The 4766-nt window shown below is 67.7% G+C and carries 4 protein-coding genes; all 4 read left to right on the forward strand.

From position 1 onward, the window contains the following. The first annotated feature begins 220 nt into the window (after positions 1-220). Positions 221-1459: a DUF1688 family protein gene (locus V7067_RS15520; protein WP_334176809.1), complete on the forward strand. Its 1239-nt coding sequence runs from the start codon at positions 221-223 to the stop codon at positions 1457-1459. A gap of 137 nt (positions 1460-1596) precedes the next feature. After that, positions 1597-2259, forward strand: coding sequence for a uracil phosphoribosyltransferase (gene upp / locus V7067_RS15525; RefSeq protein ID WP_334176810.1), 663 nt, complete (start codon positions 1597-1599; stop codon positions 2257-2259). A 169-nt stretch (positions 2260-2428) separates the two neighbouring features. Continuing rightward, positions 2429-3928, forward strand: a complete 1500-nt coding sequence (locus V7067_RS15530) for a phosphomannomutase/phosphoglucomutase (protein ID WP_334176811.1) — start codon at positions 2429-2431, stop codon at positions 3926-3928. Positions 3929-4121: 193 nt separating this feature from the next. Then, a partial coding sequence (locus V7067_RS15535) for a hypothetical protein (protein ID WP_334176812.1) occupies positions 4122-4766 on the forward strand: 645 nt, incomplete at its 3' end.

The following is a 4766-nucleotide window of genomic DNA, read 5'->3' on the forward strand; positions in this document are numbered from 1 at the left end:
ATTATGCGCCGGAGGGCGCGGCCGATACCTCCACGGTGATCGGCCGCGGGCTCGATCGCTACTGACGGCACCGTGACCGACGGGACCGTTACCGACGACGCCGTGACTGACGGTACCGTGACTGACGACCTGTGCCGGGTGCCGGGCCATGGCGGCCCGGCACCCGACCCGAAGCCCGCCTGATGCGGCCGCCCCCCGCGGCCGGGAAAGCCTGCCTTTCATGACTGCTCCCGAATCCGAAGCCGCCCGCTCCCTGCTTTCGGCCAGCGCGGTGCGCACGCGCGCCCATGCCATGCTGGATCTGGCCCTGCAGGGCCGCCTGCCGGGGCTGGCCGTCGACCTGTCGCGGCTGGACGCGGCGGCAAGCCTCGTGATCGAGACGATGAAGGCCGCCTATCCCGATCTGGAGGTGCCGTTCCACTCGCGCTGGCGCCATTTCGCCGCCGGCGGTTACGACCGCTGGGGCATGATCGCGGATGCCCGCGGCTGGACCGACCCGGTGGAGGCCGCGCGCGCCGCCGCCGACATGGCCATCGTCTCGGTGCTGCTCGATGCCGGGTCCGGGCCCGGCTGGCGTTTTCTGGAGCCGGCAACCGGGGAGGTCTTCACCCGGTCGGAGGGGCTGGCGGTGGCGAGCTTCGCCATGATCGTGTCCGGCCTGCTGTCGGGCGAGCCTCTCGATCCCGTCCGCGTCGATGCGGAGGCGCTGGAGGATCTCGACGAGGAGGCGCTGGCGGAGGCCTTTCAGGTGCGCTCCGACAATCCGCTTGCCGGCCTTGCCGGGCGGCTTGAGCTGATGCAGGCGCTCGGCACCGTGGTGGCCGAGCGCGAGGACATTTTCGCCCTTGCCGACGCGCCGCGGCCCGGCGGCATCGTGGATGCGCTCATTGCGCGCGCCGAGGGCGGCCGCCTGCCGGCCGCGCGCATTCTGGAAACCGTGCTGGAAGCGCTGGGGCCGATCTGGCCCTCGCGGCTGGAACTCGGCGGCGTGGCGCTGGGCGATACCTGGCGTCACCCGGCGCTGGTGACGCAGGACGCCACCACCGGGCTGGTGCCGCTGCACAAGCTGTCGCAGTGGCTGTCCTATTCGCTGATCGAACCGCTGATGCTGGCGGGCCTCGACGTGACCGATCTCGACGGGCTGACGGGGCTGGCGGAATATCGCAACGGCGGCCTGTTCATCGATACCGGCGTGATCCGGCTGACCGATCCGGCCGACCTTCAGCGCGAGCATGGCGTCGACGAGCCGCTCATCGTCGGCTGGCGGTCGCTGACGGTGGCGCTGCTGGACCGGGTTGCGGAGGTGGTCAGGGCGCGCCTCGGGCGCGATGCCGAAAGCCTGCCGCTCGCCTCGGTGCTGGAGGGCGGCACATGGGCGGCCGGTCGGCGCATTGCCGCCAGCCTGCGGCCCGGCGGCGGCCCGCCGCTGAAGATCGTCAGCGACGGCACGGTGTTCTGAACGGTGCGGCGTTCTCAGCGGTGAATCGCGGCCGTTTTCTCGCCGGCCGGCAGTTTTCAACGGCCCGTGAACGGTCTTAAATGCGCAGGCGGCTGTCGGGCGACGGCCTTTCTGAAGTGACGAAAACGGGGACGGGAATGGCAACCGAAAGTGCTGCGGCCAGATGGGCGCAGGAGGGCGTGCACGTCATCGACCATCCGCTGGTGCAGCACAAGCTGACGCTGATGCGCGTCAAGGACACGCCGACGGTCGAGTTCCGCCGCCTGCTGCGCGAGATTTCGATGCTGCTGTGCTACGAGGCCACGCGCGATCTCGAACTGACACGCACCACCATCGAAACCCCGATCCAGAGCATGGAAGCCCCGGTTCTGGCGGGCAAGAAGCTGGTGTTCGCCTCCATCCTGCGCGCCGGCAACGGCCTGCTGGAGGGTATGCTGGACCTCGTGCCCTCGGCCCGCGTTGCCCACGTCGGCCTTTACCGCGACCCCAAGACGCTGACGGCGGTGGAATATTATTTCAAGGCGCCGGAAGACATCGCCACCCGCCGCGTCATCGTGCTCGACCCCATGCTGGCCACGGCCAATTCGGCGGTTGCCGCGGTCGACCGGCTGAAGGAGCGCGGGGCGGGCGATCTCACGTTCGTCTGCCTGCTGGCGGCGCCGGAGGGAATCCACCGCCTGCGCAGCCACCATCCCGACGTGCCCATCTTCACCGCTGCGGTGGATGAGGGGCTGAACGACCACGGTTATATCGTGCCGGGCCTCGGCGATGCGGGCGACCGCATGTTCGGGACCAAATAATCCCTTTCTGCGGCCGTCCGGTCCCGTGCAGCGACAAGGCGCCACGGCTCTGCCGTGCGTCAGATCAAGGGATGAACGGGCCCGGACTGCCATAATGCGATAAAAGGCGGGCGCGGGGCCTCTGCCCGGCCCTGCTGTCGGTGTTTTGACCTTTTTAACAGGTGCAAAGATGTTTCCGATCCCGAAGCCGGCGCTGGTGCCCAACACCTATGCCTACGAGTCCGAGCCGATGGTGAAGCCGACCGGCTTCCGCGAATATGACGCGCGGTGGCTTTTCGGCAAGGAAATCAACCTGATGGGCATTCAGGCTCTGGGCATGGGCCTGGGCACGCTCATCAAGGAATATGGCGTGAAGCCGGAACTCGTGACCGGCCACGATTTCCGCGCCTATTCCGCCTCCATCAAGATGGCGCTGATCAGCGGCCTGATGGCGGCCGGCGTGAAGGTGCACGATATCGGCCTCGCCGTGACGCCGATGGCCTATTTCGCTCAGTTCGCGCTGGACGTGCCGGCGGTGGCCATGGTGACCGCCTCGCATAACGAGAACGGCTGGACCGGTGTGAAGATGGGCTGTAATCGCCCGCTCACCTTCGGCCCGGTGGAAATGACGCGCCTGAAGGAAATCGTGCTCGGCGCGAAGTTCGACCTGTCCGGCGGCGGCTCTTATGTGTTCCACGAGAACTTCCCCGCCATCTACATCAAGGATCTGACGGAGCGGCCGAAGCTCGCCCGCAAGATCAAGGCGGTGGTGGCGTGCGGCAACGGCACCGCGGGCGCTTTCGCCCCGCAGGTGATCGAGGCGCTGGGCGTCGACGTGGTGCCGCTCGACGTGGAACTCGACCACACCTTCCCGCGCTATAACCCCAACCCGGAAGACATGGAGATGCTCCATGCCATCCGCGACGAGGTGCTGCGCACCGGGGCCGATGTCGGCTTCGGCTTCGACGGCGACGGCGACCGCTGCGGCGTGATCGACAACACCGGCGACGAGATCTTCGCCGACAAGGTCGGCGTGATGCTGGCGCGCGATATCTCCGCGCTGCATCCCGGCGCCACCTTCGTGGTGGACGTGAAGTCCACCGGCCTGTTTGCCACCGACCCGGTGCTGATCGGCAACAAGGTGCATGCCGATTACTGGAAGACCGGCCACTCTTACATGAAGCGCCGGGTGAACGAGATCGGCGCCATCGCCGGGTTCGAGAAGTCGGGCCACTATTTCTTCAACAAGCCGATCGGCCGTGGCTATGACGACGGTCTCGTGTCGGCCATCGCCATTCTCGACATGCTCGACCGCAGCCCGTCGAAGTCGATGGCGGACCTGAAGAACGCCCTGCCGAAGACCTGGGGTTCGCCCACCATGTCGCCGCACTGCGCCGACGAGGAGAAGTATGGCGTGCTCGACAAGGTCGTTGCCCGCTTCGAGGCGCTGAAGGCGCAGGGCGCGAAGGTCGGCGGCCATGATATCGTCGATCTCATCACGGTGAACGGCGTGCGCGTGGTCACCGATGACGGCACCTGGGGTCTGGTGCGCGCCTCCTCCAACAAGCCGGAACTGGTGGTGGTGGTGGAGAGCCCGGTTTCCGAGGCCCGCCTGCACGAAATGTTCAGGGCCGTCGACACCGTGCTGCGCGAGAACCCGGAAGTGGGCGCCTACAACCAGACGATCTGACGGCCCTGCCGCCGCGGCCGCTCCGGCCCGGCGACGACGGCTGCCCTGCTGCACCGGCGCCTCCGCGAGGGGGCGCCGGTTTGTTTTTGCGACGTTGTGGTTGTTCTGCTGGCAGAGATAAACGTTTTGATTGAAAATCCGAGCGCGATGCGCGTTATTGTTGTCGCACCCTTCCTGTTCGGGAGTTGCGCCGATGGAGACGCCCGCCGTGCCGGAAACCGCCCCTGCGCCCGCCCCGAGCGGCGCGCCCGACTATGACCGCGGCCACGCTCTGGACCCGACCCGAGACGGGCTGGGGCGGATGGTGCTGTGCGGCTCTTTCACGCTGGTGTTCCTTGTCGTGCTGCTGGCGCTCAGCGCGGCGCTGTTCGGGCCCTATATCGCGGCCGCCATCGTCGCGAAATGGCCGGATGCGGACGTGAATTTCAGCGACGCCCCGATCAGCCCGGAGGTGGTGTTCACGACGGTCACGACGCTCGCCGGCACCTGGGTGGGAACGCTGATGGCGTTCTATTTCGGCCGGGCGAACGCGGAATCGGCCTCGGCCTATACGATCCGCGCCGTCGGGCAGGCCTCCGGCGATCCCGGCCGCCAGGCGCGGGCGCCGGTTTCCTCGATCATGATCGCGGCCGGCAGCATTCAGGCGCTGCGGCTCGGCACCAAGTCGCCCGCCGATGTGCCGCTGAGCGATATCATTGCCGTGATCCGCAACAACCGCATTGTCACGCGCGTGCCGGTGCTGCAGGCCAGCGGCGCGGTGCTGTGCGTCATCCACGACAGCCTGATCTACCAGTACAGCTATATTGCCGCGCAGGGCGGCCCCGCCGCGCGCGGCCCG

The organism is Pseudoxanthobacter sp. (assembly GCF_036822375.1).
GTDB lineage: Bacteria > Pseudomonadota > Alphaproteobacteria > Rhizobiales > Segnochrobactraceae > Pseudoxanthobacter.